Origin of the sequence: Bacillus sp. HMSC036E02 (assembly GCF_001836235.1) — a bacterium.
GTDB lineage: Bacteria > Bacillota > Bacilli > Bacillales > Bacillaceae_G > Bacillus_A > Bacillus_A cereus.
In genome coordinates, this window is sequence record NZ_KV827837.1 from 1 (window position 1) to 314 (window position 314).

Here is a 314-nt window from a genome sequence, read left to right on the forward strand (position 1 = left end):
GCTACATTATTACGCCGTCTTGCAAAAGATGAAACACTTCATTATGCGTTTTATCGAGACGTTATTCGAACACATTTAGAATTGGAACCAAATTATTGCTACCATATTGCCAATGTAATTAGGAATTTTAAAATGCCAGGTGCAGTCATGCCTGATTTTGAAAATAGAATGGCTGTGATTGCAAAAGAAGCAAACTATGGACCACTACAATATTTTGATCAAGTACTTGATGTAGTGGTTGAGTATTGGGGGTTAAAAGACTTACGACCAATTGCCCCTCTAGCAGAAAAAGCAAGAATTGAGATTTTGGAGTA

At 36.3% G+C, this 314-nt stretch carries 1 protein-coding gene; it reads left to right on the top strand.

What is annotated here, in order from left to right; genetic code table 11:
- Positions 1 to 314, top strand: a 314-nt coding sequence (locus HMPREF2590_RS12075) for an acyl-ACP desaturase (protein ID WP_176748656.1), incomplete at both ends; no start/stop codon positions are given.